This is a genomic window from Sphingomonas carotinifaciens (assembly GCF_009789535.1).
GTDB classification, from domain to species: domain Bacteria; phylum Pseudomonadota; class Alphaproteobacteria; order Sphingomonadales; family Sphingomonadaceae; genus Sphingomonas; species Sphingomonas carotinifaciens.
Genome location: NZ_WSUT01000005.1, coordinates 181881 through 198478, shown reverse-complemented (window position 1 = coordinate 198478; position 16598 = coordinate 181881). Strand labels below are relative to the sequence as shown.

Here is a 16598-nt window from a genome sequence, read left to right as displayed (position 1 = left end):
GCGGGTATAGCACAATGGTAGTGCAGCAGCCTTCCAAGCTGAATACACGGGTTCGATTCCCGTTACCCGCTCCAACTTCCCCCCATCGATGACCGATGCCTCGCGGCGTGACGCGGCTTCACGCGATGCTTACCAAATGCCGGTTATGCCGGGTGCCATGCTGCACGATCCCACGCTCCAGCCTTGCGCAAAAAGGCCCGCATCGGCGGTGAGCCATGGTGTCGGCCTCGCCGGTCTGGCCGGGGCGGTGGCGTGGATCGCGACGGCACGCGCGCTGCACCTGGACGGGCCTTATGCGGCGCTGGTCAATCTGGTGGCGTGCGGCGTGCCGATGGTGTTGTGGCTGCTGATCGTGGACAAGGTGCACCGGCGGCCATCGACCGGCCTCGACTGGGGGATGCGCAAAGCCTGGCGCGACACGCTGGACATCAGCCTGACCAAGCTGGCCGGTCTGTGGGCGACCTGGGGCGGGATCGCGATCATCTATGCCACCGGGCGATTCTATTGGCAGGGGCATTTCGCCTTTGCCATGTGGTGCTTCACCCACGCCGCCCCGGTGCTGCTCGTCGCATCGATCGCCTATGTGCTGTGGATCGACCGCTATCTGGTCGCGCCGCGCGACGGGGCGTGGCACCTGGGGGCGTGGCTGACCGGGCAAAGCGGGGTCGATCGCGATGCCATTTACGGCCATTTGCGCGCCTGGGGCGTGAAGGCGTTCTTTCTGGCGTTCATGGTGGCCGTCGTGCCGCCGGGGTTCGGCGAGTTCGTGCGCGGGGACACGGCCACCGTGCTGCACGACCCGGTGGCGCTGGCCAACTGGCTGATCACGCTGATGTTCCTGATCGACGTGGCGTTTGCGACCGTCGGCTATGTGCTGACCATGCGGCCCCTGGATGCGCATATCCGTTCCGCGACGCCCTATGCGGCCGGGTGGACGGCGGCGCTGATCTGCTACCCGCCGTTCATCCTGATGTCGGATGGCGGTCCGCTGGATTACCGGCCGGGCACCGCCGAGTGGAGCCACTGGTTCGCCGGGCATCCGGTGATCCTGAGCGTGATCGGCGCGGTGCTGGTCGCGCTGACCGCCATCTATGCCTGGGCGACGGTGGCGTTCGGCGTGCGCTTTTCGAACCTGACCCACCGCGGCATCCTGACCCATGGGCCTTACGCCTTCTCCCGGCATCCGGCCTATCTGTCGAAGAACCTGTTCTGGTGGATCTCGACCATCCCGGTCCTGTCGACGGGCAGCGTCGTGGATGCGGGGCGGGCGACGATCCTGCTGGGGGTGGTCAGCGGGGTCTATTACTGGCGGGCCAGGACCGAGGAGCGGCATCTGGGCGCCGATCCGGACTATGTGGCGTATAGCGCGTGGATGGCGCGGTATGGGACGGTGCCGCGGTTTTTTGGGTGGGTTCTTCGGAAAGGGTGAGCAGCGAGCCGAGGGGCCACGCCCCGTGACGACCCCTCACCCTCCCACTGCCTTACGGCAGCGGGCCCCTCCCTCTCCCCAAGAGGGGGAGAGGGTAGAAGTCAGAAGCTTTCTTCTTCGTAGACCCTCGACAGGTCGCCGTTCCATGCGCCGTTGTAGCGGTCGAGTAGCGTCTGGGCGGGGACCTTGCCGGTGCGGACGATTTCGCGCAGCGGATCGAGGAAGCCGGTTTCGTTGTCGCCGGCGCCGTTGAAGCGGGCGCGGGCGGCAAGGCCGGCATGGGCGATGTCGAGCACCGGCGCGGCGATATCGCGCAGGCGTCCGCCGCCGGGGATGGGTGCGTCAAGCGCCTGGGCAGGAACCGCGTCGCGCAGCGCCTGGCGTTCGTCCAGCGTCCAGTGCTTGACCATGTCCCATGCCGCATCCAGCGCGGCATCGTCGTAGAGCAGCCCGACCCAGAGCGCCGGCAACGCGCAGATGCGGTTCCACGGGCCGCCATCGGCGCCCCGCATCTCCAGAAAGGTTTTGAGCCGCACTTCGGGGAAGGCGGTGGAGAGATGGTCGTTCCAGTCGTCCAGCGTCGGCTTCTCGCCGGGCAGGACGGAGAGTTCGCCCTTCAGGAAATCGCGGAACGACAGGCCCGCCGCGTCGATATACCGGCCGTCGCGGTAGACGAAGTACATCGGCACATCGAGCATATAGTCGGCGTAGCGTTCATAGCCGAAGCCGTCCTCGAACACGAAGGGCAGCATGCCGGTGCGCGCGGGATCGGTATCCGACCAGATATGGCTCCGATAGGACAGCAGGCCGTTGGGCTTGCCCTCGGTAAAAGGCGAGTTGGCGAACAACGCAGTGGCGAGCGGTTGCAGGGCCAGGCCGACGCGGAACTTCTTGGCCATGTCGGCCTCGGACGCATAGTCGAGATTCACCTGGATCGTGCAGGTGCGCAGCATCATGTCGAGGCCGAGGCTGCCGACGCGCGGCATGTGGCGGCGCATGATGTCGTAGCGACCCTTGGGCATGATCGGCAATTCGGCGCGGGTCTTGTCCGGCCACATGCCGAGGCCCAGGAAACCGATCCCCAGCGTCTCGCCCGCGGCCTTGACCTGAGCGAGATGGCGGCCGGTTTCCGCACAGGTCTGGTGCAGATTGTCGAGCGGGGCGCCCGACAGCTCGAACTGGCCCGCGGGCTCCAGGCTGACCGTGCCGTCGCTGCCGGCGAGGGCGATGACCTTGCCGCCTTCCTCGACCGGCTGCCAGCCATATTGGGTCAGCTCGCCGAGCAGGGCGCGGATGCCCGATGGTTCGTCATAGGACGGGGCATGGTGGTCGCCGAGCGCATAGACGAATTTCTCATGCTCGGTGCCGATCCGCCAGCGGTCGCGCGGCTTCTCGCCACGGGCGAAGCTCTGAATGAGCTGATCGCGCGATTCGATGGGATCGCTCTTGCTGGCCGAGGCGGATTTGGTCGTCATGGACGGGCCCTTACGCGTGGGGAAGGGGCTGCGCCATAGGGTGAATCAAGCCCAATCGCCCGATACCCCCATCCACAAGGCAACAGCGGCGGCGGCAGCGGTGTCGGCGCGCAGGATGCGGGGGCCAAGACCGATGCCGACGGCCTGGGGCAGGGCGCGAATCGCGTCGCGCTCATCGGCGTCGAAGCCGCCTTCGGGGCCGATCAGGACGGCCGCGGGGCCGGGGTGCGCGGCAAAGGCGGCGGCCGCGGGGGTGCCGCCGGTCTCGTCCGCGAAGAACAGGGTGCGCTCCTGCGGCCAGTCGCGCAGCAGGGCGGGCAGTTTCACCGGCTCGACCAGTTCGGGCAGCGCGGTGCGGGCGCATTGCTCGGCCGCCTCGATCATATGGGCGCGCAGCCGCTCGGTATTGGGCTTGTCCACCACGGTGCGGCGGGTGACGACGGGGGTCAGGCGGGCGACGCCCAGTTCGCACGCCTTTTCCGCCATCCAGTCGACCCTGTTCTTCTTGAGCGGTGCGGCGCACAGCCAGAGATCGGGCACGGGTTCGCGCGGACGAAGCAGCTCGGTCACGTCCAGCGTCAGGTCGCGCTTGCCCGTCACGGCGGCGATGCCCAGCCATTCGCCCGTGCGATCGTCGAACAGCTTGACCGGATCGCCGACTCGGGTGCGCATCACGGACAGGAGGTAATGGGCGGCGGGGCCGTCGATGCGGACGGTGCCGGGGGCGAGCGGCTGGTCGATGAACAGGCGCGGCGTCGATTGCGGCGGCCAGGCGGGGGTGGCGGGCATGGCGGTGCCTTTACACGGCCGACGCACCTTTTCGAAGCCTGCGCGTTCTGCCCAGCTATGGGAAAACATTACGACCGCGATCTCGCCGCGCTGCAACTGGCGCTTGTCCGCACGCAGGCCGCGATGACGCAGTCGGGCGAGCGGGTCGTGCTGGTACTGGAAGGGCGCGACGGCGCGGGCAAGGACGGCGCGATCAAGCGGATCACCGAGCATCTGTCGGTCCGTTCGACGCGGGTCGTGGCGCTGCCCAAGTCGTCCGACCGGGAGCGGACGCAGTGGTATTTCCAGCGTTATGCCACGCATCTGCCGGCCGCGGGCGAGTTCGTGATCTTCAACCGGTCCTGGTACAACCGGGCGGGGGTGGAGGTGGTGATGGGCTTTTCCACCGCCGCCGAGCAGGAGGCGTTCCTGCGCGATGCGCCCGATTTCGAGCGGATGCTGGTGGAAAGCGGCATCAAGCTGGTCAAGCTGTGGCTGGACATCGACAAGGACGAACAGGCCGATCGGCTGGAGGCGCGGCGTACCGATCCGCTCAAGATGCTGAAGGTGTCCGACATGGATGCGGTGGCGCAGGACAAATGGACGGACTATTCGGCGGCGCGCGACACCATGCTGACCCGCACGCATACGCCGCTCAGCCCCTGGTATTGCGTGCGGGCGAACAGCAAGAAGGCGGCGCGGCTGGCGATCATGCGCCACCTGCTGAAAAGCGTCGCGCCGGCCGAGATCGCCGATACGGTGAAGGCGCCCGACCGCGAGGTGCTGTTCCCATTCGACATCGACGCGATCACCGACGGCCGGCTGGCCAGGTAGGACCGGTCAGCGACGACGGCGGCGGCGGATCAATACCCAGGCGACGACGATCACTGCCGCGACCAGCAGCGCGACGCCGCCGATCAGCCCGGCGACGCGCAGGATCGCCCAGAACAACGCTTCGACGAAACGGCCGACCGCGACCGACAGGCCAATCACGGAAGAAGGGGGGCAGGGGGCGGCATCGTGCCACCATAGCCGCACGCGCCCTTGCGTACCACGTGCCACGCCCATAACCCGTTGCGCATGCATATCGACATCGTTCCCGACAGCGAGCATCGCGGCCTGGTGGGCCGCCTGCCACCGACCATGCGCGGGCTGGCGCTGCTGGCGCGGTTCGACCGGCCGATCGGGTGGTGGTTGCTGTTCTGGCCCGGGGCGTGGGGCGTGGCGCTGGCGGGGGGGGCGATGCAGCGGTGGTCGCTCATCCTGTGGCTGCTGCTGGGGTCGATCGCGATGCGGGGGGCGGGGTGCGTGTTCAACGACATCGTCGACCGCGATCTGGACGCGCAGGTGGCGCGGACCCGCGCACGGCCGATCCCCAGCGGGCTGGTGTCGGTGAAGCTGGCCTGGGCGTGGCTGGTGGCGCTCAGCCTGATCGGGCTGGTGGTGCTGGTGCAGTTGCGCCCGCTGGCGGCCGGGGTGGCGCTGGCCAGTCTGGCGCCGGTGGCGGCCTACCCGTTCATGAAGCGGATCACCTGGTGGCCGCAGGCCTGGCTGGGGCTGGTATTCTCATGGGCGGCGCTGGTCGGGTGGGCGGAGGTGGCGGGCGACCTCGCGGCGCCGTTGTGGCTGCTCTATGCCGGGTCGATCGCGTGGGTGATCGGGTATGACACCATCTATGCGTTGCAGGACCGGGAGGACGATGCGCTGATCGGGGTGCGGTCCTCGGCGCTGCGCATGGGGTCGCGGGTGAAGGCGGGGGTGGCACTGTTCTACCTGGTCGCGCTCCTGTGCTGGGCGGGGGCGGTGTGGATGGTCAGGCCCGATCCGCTGGCGCCGGTCGCGCTGGTGCCGGTGGCGGGGCATCTGGCGTGGCAGGTGGCGACGCTGGCGCCGGACGACGGGGCGGGCGCGCTGCACCGCTTCCGCTCCAACCGCTTTGCCGGGCTGTTGATGTTCCTGGCATGCTTCGTGGTGGGCACCGCAGGGTAGCAACAGGGCCGGGCACCCCCTAAGTGCTCCTTATGCTGACCCCCGACCAGGCCCGCGACCGGGCACATGACATCGTCTCCCGCGCCCGCGCCGCCGGCGCCGATGCCGCCGATGCGGTGTTTGCCGCCGATGCCGCGCTGGACGTGTCGGTGCGGCTGGGCAAGCTGGAGGATGTCGGGCGCTCCGAAAGCGAGGAGCTGGGCTTGCGCGTCTTTGTGGGGCGACGATCGGCAAGCGTTTCCACCTCCGACCTGTCGGGCGATGCGTTCGACCGGATGGTGGAGCGCGCACTGGCCATGGCGCGCGAGGCGCCGGAAGATCCCTGGGCGGGCCTGGCGCCGCAGGACCGGCTGCTGCACGGCACGCCGCCGCTGCTCGACCTGGACGATGGCGGCGAGGCGAGCCCGGAATCGCTGCGCGATGCCGCGCTGGCGGCGGAGGATGCGGCGCTGGCGGTGGCGGGGGTGACCAATTCGGAAGGCGGCGGCGCCTCCGCCTCGCGCAGCGTCTATGCGCTGGCGACGAGCCACGGCTTTGCCGGCGGCTATGCGGCGACCGGATACGGCGTGTCGGTGGCGGTGCTGGCCGGTGAGGGCGGGGCGATGCAGCGCGATTACGCGCATCACGGCGCACGGCGGCGGCGGCATCTGGATGCGCCCGACGCGATCGGGCGGCTGGCGGGCGAACGGGCGGTGGCGCGGGTTGATCCGGGCAAGCTGGCAAGCGGGCCGATGCCGGTGGTGTTCGACCGACGCGTCGGATCCTCGCTGGTCGGGCATCTGATCGGGGCGATCGCCGGGGCCGCGATCACGCGGCGCACGAGCTTCCTGCTGGACGCGCTGGGCACGCAGGTGCTGTCGCCGGGCATCGCGATCCTGGACGACCCGCACCGGCCGCACGGGCTGCGCTCGCGGCCGTTCGACGGCGAGGGGTTGCCGGTATCGCCGACCGAGATCGTGGTGGACGGGGTGTTGCAGACCTGGCTGCTCGATTCGGCATCGGCCCGGCAATTGTCGCTGGAGCCGACCGGCCATGCCGCGCGCGGCGTCGGCGGCGCGCCGGGCGTGTCGACCAGCAACCTCTACATGGCGGCGGGCCATGTTCCGGTCGAGACGCTGATCGCCGACATCGCCGACGGCGTCTACGTCACCGAGCTGATTGGACAGGGCGTGAACGGCGTCACCGGCGACTATAGCCGCGGGGCCGCGGGCTTTCGCATCGTGAATGGCGGGATCGCCGGGCCGGTTGCGGAGTTCACCATCGCAGGCAACCTGAAGGAGATGTTCCGCGCGATGACCCCGGCCAACGATCTGGAATTCCGCCACGGCATCAACGTGCCGACGCTGCGCGTCGACGGGATGACGATCGCGGGTGGCTGATCCGGTCTCCGCCACTCTGACCCCTGCGGTCGCGGAGATCGCGCGCGAGGCCGGCGCCATGGCAATGGCGCGCTGGGGCGGTGAGTTTCGCCGCTGGGAAAAGGTGCCCGGCAGCCCGGTGTGCGAGGTCGACCTGGATGTCGACGCGATGCTGCGCGCACGGCTGATGGCGTTGTTGCCCGAGGCGGGATGGCTGTCCGAGGAAACCGCGGACCGCCCCGACCGGCTGGCGCGGCGGCATGTGTGGGTGGTCGATCCGATCGACGGCACGCGCGACTATATTCGCGGGCGGCCCGGCTGGGCGGTGTCGATCGCGCTGATCGAGGATGGTCGGCCGGTGATCGGCGTGTTGGACGCACCGGCACGCGAAGAAGCCTGGGTCGCCACGATCGGGCAGGGCGCCACGCGCAATCGCGGGCGGATCGCGGTGGGCGAGCGGCACGACATGGCGGGGGCGCGGGTGCCGGTGGACGTGCTGCCCAAGGTGGACCGCGACCTGGTGGCGGTGGCCAAGCCCAATTCGATCGCGCTGCGCATCGCGATGGTCGCGGCGGATGAAGCCGATCTGGTGGCGACGATGCGGTGGGGCAATGAGTGGGATGTTGCCGCCGCCGTGCTGATCGCGGCCGAGGCCGGGGCGGGGGTTTCGGATGCGCGGGGTGGGGCGTTGCGGTTCAACAAGCCCGATCCGCGGGATTTCGGGGTGCTGGTGACGGCGCGCGGGTTGCATGAGGCCGCGGTGGCGCGGCTGGCGGCACGGGGGGCCGGGTAGGCCTGCCTGAATTGCAGTGAGATGAGGACCAACCCTTATCCGTTTGTCTCGAATAACCGTCGAATAGTCATCGAGTAGCGGCAAATCCGCGTATCGAGATGAACAGGTCAGTGCGCGGGGCGGTACCTCGATACGCGCTCTCGATACGCTCCTGCGGAGCTACTCGATCTCTACTCGGCACGAACGGATTAGGTAAAGTCATCAGGCTCTAAACCGTAGCACTGCTGGGCTGCCCCTCACCTTCCCACCGTTTCGCGGCGGGCCCCTCCAGCATCAGGTCGTCCATGCCCCCCGGCATGGACGACCTGATGCTCCCCGGTGGGGAGAGGGGATCGTGTTGGAGCCTGCTTGTCCGTAATGCGTTGATGGGGCGAGGAGAATGTCCATGGCCCAGCAAGCGATCAATCCCGGCGACGTCGCGCCCGAGGGGACGCCCGGCACCGGCGAGAATGTGTGTCCGCGCTGTGGGGGTAGCGGGACGATCGATGATGGCGACTGCCCGAATTGCGGCGGTACGGGTACGGTGGTGGAGGGGATTGGCGGGGCCTGACGGTCAGTTCGTGCCCTCGCCCTCCCGGTACTTCATCTCCAGAAAGCGGCCGCGGGTCGAGAGGCTGTCGAGATCGGTCTGGGCAAGCCGGCCGGTCATATCGGCGATTTCCTGTTCGATCAGGCGCAGGCCGTCGACCAGTTGCGCGTCCGGGGTGCGGCCGTTGCGCTCGACCCGGCGCAGCGTATCGGGGACGCGTTCGTAATCGCGGACAAAGGCGGGAAGCTGCTCGCCGATCAGGCGGCGGACCTCCTGCGCTTCCGCGCTGTCGTTGGAGACGGCGGCCAGTTGCGGCGACAGCGTATCGAGGCGCAGGCCGATGCGGTCGATCAGCGTCGCGGCCGGGGCGGGCAGCATCGGGCGCTGCGCCTCCAGCCAGCGTTCGGTCTGCGCCGGCAGCGCCTTGATGTCGACCTGCGCCAGCTTGGCGGGGGAGGGCGCACGGCCGGCCGGCGCCAGCGCGATGCCCAGCGTCACGGCGACCATCAGGAACATCACCGCCAGCGCGCCGAACAGGCCGATGCCGCCGGGCAGGATCAGCCCGGCGACGATCGCGGCGACGAGCAGCGCGGCATTGGCCAGCGCGATGGCGATCAGCCGGCGGAGCAGCGACGTCGCCTTGCGCCGCACGCGCCGCCCCGCGCCCCGATAATCCTGCGAGATGCGCGCCATGACCTCGCGCGCACGCTCGATCTGCGCATCGACTTCCTGGGAGCGGGGCGTGGGCATCGCGGCTTACAGCGCCTCCAGCTTGAACGACGACGTGCCGCCGCCGGGACCGGCCAGCCGGCCCTGCTGCGCACCCTCGGCGCGGGCGATATATCCCTTGGACTTGTCCACCTCCGAGCCGAGCGCGGTGACGGTGGTCTTCATCGAATCGAGTGCCTTCAGCTTGAAGGTGTCGATCGCGTCCATCGTGTCGTAGATGTTCTGGAAGGCGCGTTGCAGCGTTTCCAGCGGGATGGTGGAGGCCGCCGCCTGTTCGTGGATCTGCGCGGTCTGGCTGCGCAGCAGCTTGCCCGTCGAATCGATGATATTGGCGGTGGTGGAGTTGAGCGCGGTGATCTGGTCGAGCACCAGCTTCTGGTTGGCGAGCGCCTGTGCGACGGTGACCGCGGTGCGCAGCGCCGAGACGGTGGTAGTGGAAGCGCGGTCGACGCCCTTTACCAGCTCGACATTGTTTTTCTTGACCAGGTCGAGCGCCAGATAGCCCTGCACGGTGACCGCCATCTGGGTCAGCAGGTCCTGCGTACGCTGGCGGGTGTAGAACAGCGCCGTCTCGCGGATCGCCTTGGCCTTGGCGGGATCGCTGTGGTCGAGATCGTTGGCGGTCTCCTCCAGCTTGCTGTCCATCGCCTTGGACAGGTGGATCATCTGTTCCAGCCGGCCCATCGCCGCCCACAGATTGGCGCGCTCGGTATCGATCGCGGCATTGTCCATCAGCAGTTCGTCGCGACCCGAGGACAGGCTCTTAAGGATGGCGGCGATATGCGTCTGCGACGAGCGATAGCCATCGAAATAGTCGCGCATCTTGTTGCCGAAAGGCAGGATGCCGAGCAGCTTCTTGGGTGCGGACAGATTGCCCTGCCGGCCCGGGTCGAGACTTTCGACCAGCCGGCGCAGCTCGGTCAGGTCCTTGCCGACGCCCGATTCCTGATCCATCGCGCGCACCGGGCGATCGAGGAAGCGGTTGGACTGGCCGGCGGCCTCGCGGATCTCCTTTTGCCCCATGGCGGTGATCGCATCGACGCGGCGGCCGAATTCGGGGCTGTTCACATCCTGCGCGACCAGATCGGCGACGAAGCCGTCGACGCGGGTATCGAGCTGGCTGCGCGTCTTTTCATCGACGGGGACGAGCCCCGCGGCCTTGGCGGGTGCGACGCTGGGCACCGGATCGGGCGGGGTAAGCTTCAGCTCCTGCACGGTTTCGGGGGTCGTCGCCATTTGCTTTGCGTCTCCAGTGCCTTTGCGCAGAGTCTGGCGAGGAACGGCGCGCGCTTCAAGTGTATTGCTTCAATATATCGCCAGAGATCGTTCACCGCCCTTCCCACGGGCGGGCATTTCGGCTATGGGCGCGCGCAACATCCCTTTTCCGAACAAGAGAACCTTATGAGCCTCCGCAACGTGGCGATCATCGCGCACGTCGACCACGGCAAGACGACGCTGGTCGATCAGTTGTTCCGCCAGTCGGGCACTTTCCGCGACAACCAGCGCGTCGAAGAGCGTGCGATGGATTCCAACGACCTCGAAAAAGAGCGTGGCATCACCATTCTGGCCAAGCCGACCTCGGTCGACTGGACCCCGCCGAACGGTGGCGAGAGCGTGCGGATCAACATCGTCGACACCCCCGGACACGCCGATTTCGGCGGCGAGGTGGAGCGCATCCTGTCGATGGTCGACGGCGTCGTCCTCTTGGTCGATTCGTCGGAAGGCGCGATGCCGCAGACGAAGTTCGTGACCGGCAAGGCGCTGGCGCTGGGCCTGAAGCCGATCGTGGTGGTCAACAAGGTCGACCGCCCCGATGCGCGCATCCAGGAAGTGCTGGACGAGGTGTTCGACCTGTTCGTGTCGCTGGACGCCAATGACGAACAGCTCGACTTCCCCGTGCTCTACGCCTCGGGCCGCAACGGCTATGCCTCGACCGACATGGACGCGCGCGAAGGCACGCTGATCCCGATGTTCGAGACGATCGTGAACCATGTGCCGCCGCCCAACCTGGACGTGGATGCGCCGTTCACCTTCCTCGTCACGCTGCTGGACCGCGACAACTTCCTGGGCCGCATCCTGACCGGCCGGGTGAATTCGGGCACGGTGAAGATCAACCAGCCGATCCATGCGCTGGATAACGACGGCAACATCGTCGAAACGGGTCGCGCGTCCAAGATCATGTCGTTCCGCGGGCTGGACCGCGTGCCGGTGGACGAAGCCAAGGCGGGCGACATCATCTCGCTGGCCGGCCTGACCGTGGCGACCGTGGCGAACACCATCGCCGACATCAGCGTGGCCGAGGCGCTGCACGCGCAGCCGATCGATCCGCCGACGCTGTCGATGCGCTTTGCCGTGAACGACTCGCCGATGGCGGGCCGCGAGGGCAGCAAGGTGACGAGCCGCATGATCCGCGACCGCCTGTTCCGCGAGGCCGAGTCGAACGTCGCGGTCAAGGTGACCGAGGCCGCGGACCGCGACAGCTACGAAGTCGCCGGGCGCGGCGAGCTTCAGCTCGGCGTGCTGATCGAGACGATGCGCCGCGAGGGCTTCGAGCTGGGCATCAGCCGTCCGCGCGTGCTGTTCGGCACCGACGAGGACGGAAAGCGGACCGAGCCGTACGAAACCGTCATCATCGACGTGGACGAGGAGCATTCGGGCACCGTCGTCGAGAAGATGAACCTGCGGAAGGCCGAATTGACCGACATGCGTCCTTCGGTCGGCGGCAAGACGCGCATCACCTTCTCCGCGCCCAGCCGCGGCATGATCGGCTATCACGGCGAGTTCCTGTCGGACACGCGCGGCACCGGCATCATGAACCGGCTGTTCGAGCGTTACGGGCCGTACAAGGGCGTGATCGAGGGCCGCAAGAACGGCGTGCTGATCTCCAACGGTGCGGGCGAGGCGCAGTCCTATGCACTGGGGCCGCTGGAGGATCGCGGCATCCTGTTCGTCGGCCACGGCGAGGCGCTCTATGAGGGCATGATCATCGGCGAGAACGCCAAGACGGATGACCTGGAGGTCAATCCGATGAAGGCGAAGCAGCTGACGAACTTCCGCGCGAGCGGCGGCAAGGACGATGCGATCCGGCTGACCCCGCCCAAGAAGATGACGCTGGAACAGGCAATCGCCTATATCGACGACGACGAGATGGTGGAGGTGACGCCCAAGTCGATCCGCCTGCGCAAGCGCCATCTCGACCCGCACGAGCGCAAGCGCGCCGCGCGCTCGAAGGAAGCGGCATAAGGTTAAGGGGCCGGGCGGAAACGTCCGGCCTTTTTTGTTCACGCGAAGACGCGAAGGCGCGAAGAAGGTTCGGGTCACACGGAGGCGCGGAGAGCGTGCGTCCGGTCTCGCCGTAGCGGACCCGTTCGGCCGGGAGACATGCCGCGCCGGTTGTCGAGCGTGAGCCTTCGGCTCGTATTTCTCTCCCCACGCCTCTGCGCCTTAGAGCGAACACCATGTCTTCGCGTCTTCGCGTCTTCGCGTGAACCGGATTTTCCGAACCGCGCCTGATCCGCTAAAGGGCGGGGCATGACGCAGAAACCTCCGATCGGGCGCGATACGCGTCTGTGCATGTCGCTGTCCGCGCGGCCGGGCAATTATGGATCGCGGTTCCACAACCGGCTCTATGAGCTGACCGGGCTGGACTATGTCTACAAGTCGTTCAGCACGACCGACCTGCCGGCGGCGATCGGGGGGATCCGCGCGCTGGGCGTTCGCGGTTGCGCGATTTCGATGCCGTTCAAGGAGGCGGTGATTTCGCTGATCGACGATCTGGCGCCGAGCGCGGCGGCGATCGACAGCGTGAACACGATCGTCAACGACGACGGGCGCCTGACGGGCCACAACACCGATTACGGCGCGGTGCGCACGCTGATCGCCGATATCGATCCGGCGACGCCGTTCGTGCTGCGCGGATCGGGGGGCATGGCCAAGGCGGTGGCGGCGGCGTTTCGCGATGCGGGCTTCGCGCACGGCACGATCGTCGCGCGCAACGAGGAGGCAGGGCGGGGGCTGGCCGCGCTATACGGCTTTGCGTGGCGCGGGGAAGCGGAGGGGGCGGCGCCGATCCTGGTCAACGTGACGCCATTGGGGATGACCGGCGCCGATGCCGAGAGGCTGGCGTTTCCCGCAGCGATGATCGAACGGGCCGCGATCGCCTTCGACGTGGTGCAATATCCGCCGGAGACGCCCTTCCTGCGCGCCACACGCGCGGCGGGCGCGCGGGTGATCACCGGTACCGAGGTGGCGACCCTGCAGGCGCTGGAGCAGTTCGTGCTCTATACGGGTGTGCGGCCGACGGACGCGCAGGTGGACGAGGCGGCGGCGTTCGCGCGCGGCTAACCCGCCAGGCGCATCAGCACCTGCCATGCGGCATCGGTGACCGGCGAGACGGACAGGCGCGACTGGCGAAGCATCGCCATGTCGGCAAGCGCCGGTTCGGCCTTCATCGCGGCAAGCGTGACGGGGCGGGGCAGGGGGCGGACGGGTTCGACGCGGACGGACACCCAGCGCCCGTCGTCGCCGTCAGCCCGTGCCGCGCGGGCGATACGCGCGATGCCGACCGCCGCCTTGTCCTTGCCGCTGTGATAGATCAGCGCTTCGTCGCCCGCCGCCATGGCGCGGAGATGCCCGGCGGCCGCGTTGTTGCGTACCCCGTCCCATTCGGTGCCGCCGTCGCGGACCAGATCGTCCCAGCCATAGCTGTCCGGCTCGGACTTCAGCAGCCAGTGACCCATCGCCTGAACCCCATCTAAACACCCAGTTCCGCGACCATTCAGCCCGAAACCGGCATGACAGGCAACACGCTCGCACCTTTACGCGTTTTTGTCTCCAGCGGACCGGGCGTGTCAGTATCGGAGGTTCGAGATGATCCATGGATGGAAGAAGGCAGGGTTTGGACTGACGCTGGCCGCGACGGTCCTTGCCGCGGCGGCGCCGGCGGATGCGCAGCGCTGGCGCGGGCGGGGCTATGGCGGCGGGTGGCATCACCGCGACCGCGGCGGCGATGTTGCCGCAGGCGCGCTGCTTGGCGGCATATTGGGACTGGGCGTCGGTGCGGCGATCGCGTCGAACAACCGCAATCGCTATTATGATCGCGGTTATTATGACCGCGGCTATTATGCGGATCGCGGTTACGCCTATGATCGCTATTACGCGCCACCGCCGCGCGCCTATTATCAGCCGCGCTGCTGGAATGACTGGCGGTGGGACCCCTATTGGGGCCGCAACGTCCGCGTCCGGATCTGCGACTGATAGCCTCGGGCGGCGTCGGAGCGATCCGGCGCCGCTTTTGCTTGGCAAGCCGATGGGCCCGAGGCTAAGCGCGGGGCATGACCGATACGCCTCCCGATCGTCTTTCGACGAACCCCGACAGCCCCTATTTCGACCAGGACCTGCTCCAGCGCGGGGTCGGCATCCGCTTCAAGGGGCAGGAACGCCGCGACGTCGAGGAATATTCGATTTCCGAGGGCTGGATCCGCGTTGCGCTGGGCAAGAAGATGGACCGGCACGGCCGGCCGCTGACGATCAAGCTGACCGGCCCGGTGGAGGCGTGGATCGAGAATCCGGCTGCGGGTGACGCGGACGAGTAAGTGTATGTGCCCTCTCCCCTTTGGGGAGAGGGAGTAAGTTCAGGCGGCTTCCAGCGCTTCGCTCGCTTCCATCCAGCGGGTTTCGGCGGCCTCCAGCTGATCCTGTAGCGCTGCGCGGCGCTTCATCAGGTCCGACATCGTCAGTTTGGCAAGCGCGGGTGTAGCGGTCGAGGGATCGAACATCGCGCGGTCGATCTCGGTCAGCTCGGCGGTGAGCTTCGCCGTTTCCGCCTCGGCTTCGCGGATCAGCTTCTTTCGGGCCTTTTCGGCTTCCTTGTAGGCCGCCGACGCCTTGCGATCCGCCTTGTTGGCGGGCTTGGACTCGGCAGGCTTGCTGTCGCCCGACAGCACGAAGGCGATATAATCGTCCAGCGTCCCGTCGAACTCGCGCGCGGTGCCCTGATCGACCAGTACCAGCCGGTCGGCGGTCATTTCCAGCATGTGGCGATCGTGGCTGACCAGCACGACGGCGCCCTTATAGCCGTTCAGCGCCTGGACCAGCGCCTCGCGCGCATCGACATCAAGGTGGTTGGTCGGCTCGTCGAGGATCAGCATGTGCGGGGCGTCCCGCGTGATGAGCGCCAGCGCGAGGCGGGCACGCTCGCCGCCCGACAGCTTGCCGACCAGCGTCGTCGCCTTGTCGCCCGAGAAGCCGAAGCGGCCGAGTTGGGCACGCACCGCCGCCGGGCTGGCGCCGCGCATGGTGCGGGTCATGTGTTCGAGCGGCGTGTCCGTCGCGTCGAGTTCCTCCACCTGATACTGGGTGAAATAGCCGACGCGCATCTTGCCGGACGCGTTCATCTCGCCGTCCATCGGCGCCAGTTGCGCGGCGAGCAGGCGGGCAAGCGTCGTCTTGCCGTTGCCGTTGCGACCGAGCAGGGCGACGCGGTCGTCCGGATCGAGGCGCAGGTTCAGCCGCTTCAGGATCGGGGTTTCGGCATAACCGACGGTCGCCATGTCGAGCGTGATGAGCGGCGGGCGCAGTTCGTCGGGATCGGGGAAGTCGAAGGACAGCGACGGGTCGTTCGCCAGTTCCGCGATCGGCTGCATCTTGGCGAGCATCTTCTGCCGGCTCTGCGCCTGCTTGGCGGTGGAGGCGCGGGCGGAGTTGCGCGCGATATAGTCCTGCAACTTGGCCCGCTGCACGTCCTGATTCGCCTTGGCGGCGGCCAGTTGCGCCATGCGCTCGGCACGCTGCCGCTCGAACGAGTCGTAGCCACCGACATACAGCGTCACCTTGCCCCCCTGCAGGTGCAGGATGTGATCGACGACGTTGTTGAGAAAATCGCGCTCGTGGCTGACCAGCAGGATGGTCGCGCGGTAGGATTTCAGGAAATCCTCCAGCCACATCACCGCTTCGAGATCGAGGTGGTTCGACGGCTCGTCGAGCAGCAGCACGTCGGGGGCGGAGAACAGCAAGGCGGCGAGCGCGACGCGCATCTTCCACCCGCCCGAGAAGCTGTCGAGCGGGCGGCCCTGCATCTCCTCGTCGAAGCCGAGCCCCTTCAGGATCGTCGCGGCGCGCGCCGGGGCGGTATAGGCGTCGATCGCGATCAGCCGTTCGTAGATGTCGCCCAGCTTGTCGGGATCGGTTTCCGTCTCGGACGCGACCATCAGCGTGGCGCGCTCGGTATCGGCCTCCAGCACCGTGTCGAACGGGGTCGCGGTGCCCGAAGGCGCCTCCTGCGCGATATAGCCGAGGCGGCTGCCGCGCGGCATCTCGGCGGCACCCTCGTCCGCCTCCAACTGCCTAGCGATGACGCGGACGAGCGTCGACTTGCCGGTGCCGTTGCGGCCGATCAGGCCAACGCGGCTGCCGGGCGGGAGCGCGGCCGATGCGCGGTCGAGGATCGTGCGGCCGCCGAGCCGCACGGTGATGCCGTTGAGATTGAGCATGCGCGCGCCGTTAGCATTTTGCAGGCCCGGCGTCACGG

General features: G+C 67.9%; 17 protein-coding genes and 1 tRNA gene. 11 read left to right on the top strand and 7 right to left on the bottom strand.

The window, feature by feature from the left end; all coding sequences use genetic code 11:
- Both GQR91_RS02950 and GQR91_RS02945 read left to right on the top strand, forming a co-directional pair.
- Positions 1-74 (top strand) — tRNA-Gly (locus GQR91_RS02950).
- 83 nt (positions 75-157) lie between these two features.
- A complete protein-coding gene (locus GQR91_RS02945) occupies positions 158-1429 on the top strand; it encodes a methyltransferase family protein (protein ID WP_149681101.1) in 1272 nt (423 codons plus the stop codon).
- Between the two features lie 101 nt (positions 1430-1530).
- On the opposite strand, the gene GQR91_RS02940 is transcribed toward GQR91_RS02945, so the two are convergent.
- The gene (locus tag GQR91_RS02940; protein WP_149681100.1) at positions 1531-2904 is read right to left on the bottom strand and encodes a glutamate--cysteine ligase; all 1374 of its coding nucleotides are present in this window, start codon (positions 2902-2904) and stop codon (positions 1531-1533) included.
- A gap of 45 nt (positions 2905-2949) precedes the next feature.
- Positions 2950-3693 carry a 16S rRNA (uracil(1498)-N(3))-methyltransferase gene (locus GQR91_RS02935; RefSeq protein ID WP_149681099.1) on the bottom strand — a complete coding sequence of 248 codons (744 nt, stop codon included), beginning with the start codon at positions 3691-3693 and terminating at the stop codon, positions 2950-2952.
- Positions 3694-3750: 57 nt separating this feature from the next.
- On the opposite strand from GQR91_RS02935, the gene ppk2 reads away from it, so the two are divergent.
- Positions 3751-4506, top strand: a complete 756-nt coding sequence (ppk2, locus tag GQR91_RS02930) for a polyphosphate kinase 2 (RefSeq protein WP_149681098.1) — start codon at positions 3751-3753, stop codon at positions 4504-4506.
- 6 nt (positions 4507-4512) lie between these two features.
- Here the strand turns inward: ppk2 and GQR91_RS19090 are convergent, their stop codons facing one another.
- The gene (locus tag GQR91_RS19090) at positions 4513-4734 is read right to left on the bottom strand and encodes a hypothetical protein (RefSeq protein WP_170295642.1); all 222 of its coding nucleotides are present in this window, start codon (positions 4732-4734) and stop codon (positions 4513-4515) included.
- An 18-nt stretch (positions 4735-4752) separates the two neighbouring features.
- On the opposite strand from GQR91_RS19090, the gene ubiA reads away from it, so the two are divergent.
- The 4 genes from ubiA (at position 4753) to GQR91_RS19085 (ending at position 8362) form a co-directional block, all read left to right on the top strand.
- Positions 4753-5661 carry a 4-hydroxybenzoate octaprenyltransferase gene (ubiA, locus tag GQR91_RS02925; protein WP_149681097.1) on the top strand — a complete coding sequence of 303 codons (909 nt, stop codon included), beginning with the start codon at positions 4753-4755 and terminating at the stop codon, positions 5659-5661.
- A gap of 32 nt (positions 5662-5693) precedes the next feature.
- Positions 5694-7040: a TldD/PmbA family protein gene (locus tag GQR91_RS02920; RefSeq protein ID WP_112381398.1), complete on the top strand. Its 1347-nt coding sequence runs from the start codon at positions 5694-5696 to the stop codon at positions 7038-7040.
- Positions 7033-7812, top strand: a complete 780-nt coding sequence (locus tag GQR91_RS02915) for a 3'(2'),5'-bisphosphate nucleotidase CysQ (protein WP_149681096.1) — start codon at positions 7033-7035, stop codon at positions 7810-7812. Before GQR91_RS02920 ends, GQR91_RS02915 begins: the two co-directional genes overlap by 8 nt.
- Before the next feature lie 385 nt (positions 7813-8197).
- Entirely contained in the window at positions 8198-8362 is a 165-nt protein-coding gene (locus tag GQR91_RS19085; protein WP_162527070.1) for a hypothetical protein, read from the top strand.
- Between the two features lie 3 nt (positions 8363-8365).
- Here the strand turns inward: GQR91_RS19085 and GQR91_RS02910 are convergent, their stop codons facing one another.
- On the bottom strand, positions 8366-9091 hold the full coding sequence (locus tag GQR91_RS02910; RefSeq protein WP_149681095.1) for a hypothetical protein: 726 nt from the start codon (positions 9089-9091) through the stop codon (positions 8366-8368).
- Between the two features lie 6 nt (positions 9092-9097).
- Positions 9098-10306, bottom strand: coding sequence for a toxic anion resistance protein (locus GQR91_RS02905; RefSeq protein WP_149681094.1), 1209 nt, complete (start codon positions 10304-10306; stop codon positions 9098-9100).
- 165 nt (positions 10307-10471) lie between these two features.
- Here GQR91_RS02905 and typA point away from each other — a divergent pair, with 165 nt between their 5' ends.
- Together typA and GQR91_RS02895 are read left to right on the top strand one after the other, a co-directional pair.
- Positions 10472-12313, top strand: a complete 1842-nt coding sequence (gene typA / locus GQR91_RS02900; protein ID WP_149681093.1) for a translational GTPase TypA — start codon at positions 10472-10474, stop codon at positions 12311-12313.
- 288 nt (positions 12314-12601) lie between these two features.
- Entirely contained in the window at positions 12602-13414 is an 813-nt protein-coding gene (locus tag GQR91_RS02895) for a shikimate 5-dehydrogenase (RefSeq protein ID WP_149681092.1), read from the top strand.
- On the opposite strand, the gene GQR91_RS02890 is transcribed toward GQR91_RS02895, so the two are convergent.
- The gene (locus GQR91_RS02890; protein WP_149681091.1) at positions 13411-13809 is read right to left on the bottom strand and encodes an EVE domain-containing protein; all 399 of its coding nucleotides are present in this window, start codon (positions 13807-13809) and stop codon (positions 13411-13413) included. The two genes, GQR91_RS02895 and GQR91_RS02890, sit on opposite strands and share 4 nt — an antisense overlap.
- Before the next feature lie 130 nt (positions 13810-13939).
- Here GQR91_RS02890 and GQR91_RS02885 point away from each other — a divergent pair, with 130 nt between their 5' ends.
- Entirely contained in the window at positions 13940-14326 is a 387-nt protein-coding gene (locus tag GQR91_RS02885) for a hypothetical protein (RefSeq protein WP_149681090.1), read from the top strand.
- A gap of 77 nt (positions 14327-14403) precedes the next feature.
- Positions 14404-14664 (top strand): DUF3297 family protein, encoded by a 261-nt coding sequence (locus GQR91_RS02880; protein ID WP_149681089.1) that lies wholly within the window; start codon positions 14404-14406, stop codon positions 14662-14664.
- A 39-nt stretch (positions 14665-14703) separates the two neighbouring features.
- On the opposite strand, the gene GQR91_RS02875 is transcribed toward GQR91_RS02880, so the two are convergent.
- Positions 14704-16560: an ABC-F family ATP-binding cassette domain-containing protein gene (locus GQR91_RS02875; RefSeq protein WP_149681472.1), complete on the bottom strand. Its 1857-nt coding sequence runs from the start codon at positions 16558-16560 to the stop codon at positions 14704-14706.
- Between the last annotated feature and the right edge of the window lie 38 nt (positions 16561-16598).

Coding starts and splice junctions, on each gene's coding strand:
- GQR91_RS02945 (WP_149681101.1), top strand. CDS start 158: ATGCTGCACGATCCCACGCTCCAGCCTTGCGCAAAAAGGCCCGCATCG.
- GQR91_RS02940 (WP_149681100.1), bottom strand. CDS start 2,904: ATGACGACCAAATCCGCCTCGGCCAGCAAGAGCGATCCCATCGAATCG.
- GQR91_RS02935 (WP_149681099.1), bottom strand. CDS start 3,693: ATGCCCGCCACCCCCGCCTGGCCGCCGCAATCGACGCCGCGCCTGTTC.
- ppk2 (WP_149681098.1), top strand. CDS start 3,751: ATGGGAAAACATTACGACCGCGATCTCGCCGCGCTGCAACTGGCGCTT.
- ubiA (WP_149681097.1), top strand. CDS start 4,753: ATGCATATCGACATCGTTCCCGACAGCGAGCATCGCGGCCTGGTGGGC.
- GQR91_RS02920 (WP_112381398.1), top strand. CDS start 5,694: ATGCTGACCCCCGACCAGGCCCGCGACCGGGCACATGACATCGTCTCC.
- GQR91_RS19085 (WP_162527070.1), top strand. CDS start 8,198: ATGGCCCAGCAAGCGATCAATCCCGGCGACGTCGCGCCCGAGGGGACG.
- GQR91_RS02910 (WP_149681095.1), bottom strand. CDS start 9,091: ATGCCCACGCCCCGCTCCCAGGAAGTCGATGCGCAGATCGAGCGTGCG.
- GQR91_RS02905 (WP_149681094.1), bottom strand. CDS start 10,306: ATGGCGACGACCCCCGAAACCGTGCAGGAGCTGAAGCTTACCCCGCCC.
- typA (WP_149681093.1), top strand. CDS start 10,472: ATGAGCCTCCGCAACGTGGCGATCATCGCGCACGTCGACCACGGCAAG.
- GQR91_RS02895 (WP_149681092.1), top strand. CDS start 12,602: ATGACGCAGAAACCTCCGATCGGGCGCGATACGCGTCTGTGCATGTCG.
- GQR91_RS02890 (WP_149681091.1), bottom strand. CDS start 13,809: ATGGGTCACTGGCTGCTGAAGTCCGAGCCGGACAGCTATGGCTGGGAC.
- GQR91_RS02885 (WP_149681090.1), top strand. CDS start 13,940: ATGATCCATGGATGGAAGAAGGCAGGGTTTGGACTGACGCTGGCCGCG.
- GQR91_RS02880 (WP_149681089.1), top strand. CDS start 14,404: ATGACCGATACGCCTCCCGATCGTCTTTCGACGAACCCCGACAGCCCC.
- GQR91_RS02875 (WP_149681472.1), bottom strand. CDS start 16,560: ATGCTCAATCTCAACGGCATCACCGTGCGGCTCGGCGGCCGCACGATC.